The organism is Bacillus sp. LR--39 (assembly GCF_053613335.1).
Genome location: NZ_JBSIOT010001648.1, coordinates 1 through 510 on the forward strand (window position 1 = coordinate 1; position 510 = coordinate 510).

The 510-nt window shown below is 45.5% G+C and carries 1 protein-coding gene; it reads right to left on the bottom strand.

Annotated features, from left to right (window positions below; translation table 11 throughout):
- Positions 1-510: MFS transporter (locus ACWHAR_RS32305; protein WP_452089080.1), on the bottom strand; the 510-nt coding region annotated here is incomplete at both ends.

Sequence of the window (510 nt, forward strand, 5' to 3'; positions counted from 1 at the left end):
GACTGATAGATTCGCATTTGTAAAGGTTGAGCTTTTAAACAGTGCAAAGTCAATGATGGGGTGCTGGGTACGTTTTTCTCTTCTGAAAAAAAGCGGAACAAAAAGAAGTATCAATACACTGTATACAGTATATCCCCATGGAGCCTCATTTTTCGTCAGCAGGATAATGGAAACGATGCTGCCTGCAAGCAAGAGAGAGCCGATGATATCCAGCGGCGCGTCAGATTTATTTTCTTTATATTGAGGAAACATCGTTAATGCCGTAAATAAAGCAATGGCGAGGAACGGGATGTTGACCCAAAAAATCGAATGCCAGCTGAAGCTGTCAATCAGTATAGAGCCGATAAAAGGCCCGAGTGCTGCACCAAGTCCCGCGCCCAGTCCGAAAAATCCAAACACTTTCGGTAGGCGTTTTTCAGAAACAACATGCCGGATAATGGCAATGCTGTTTGGCGTAAGCAATGCCCCGCCGACAGCCTGCAATGCCCGAAAGACAATTAACAGGAGCAG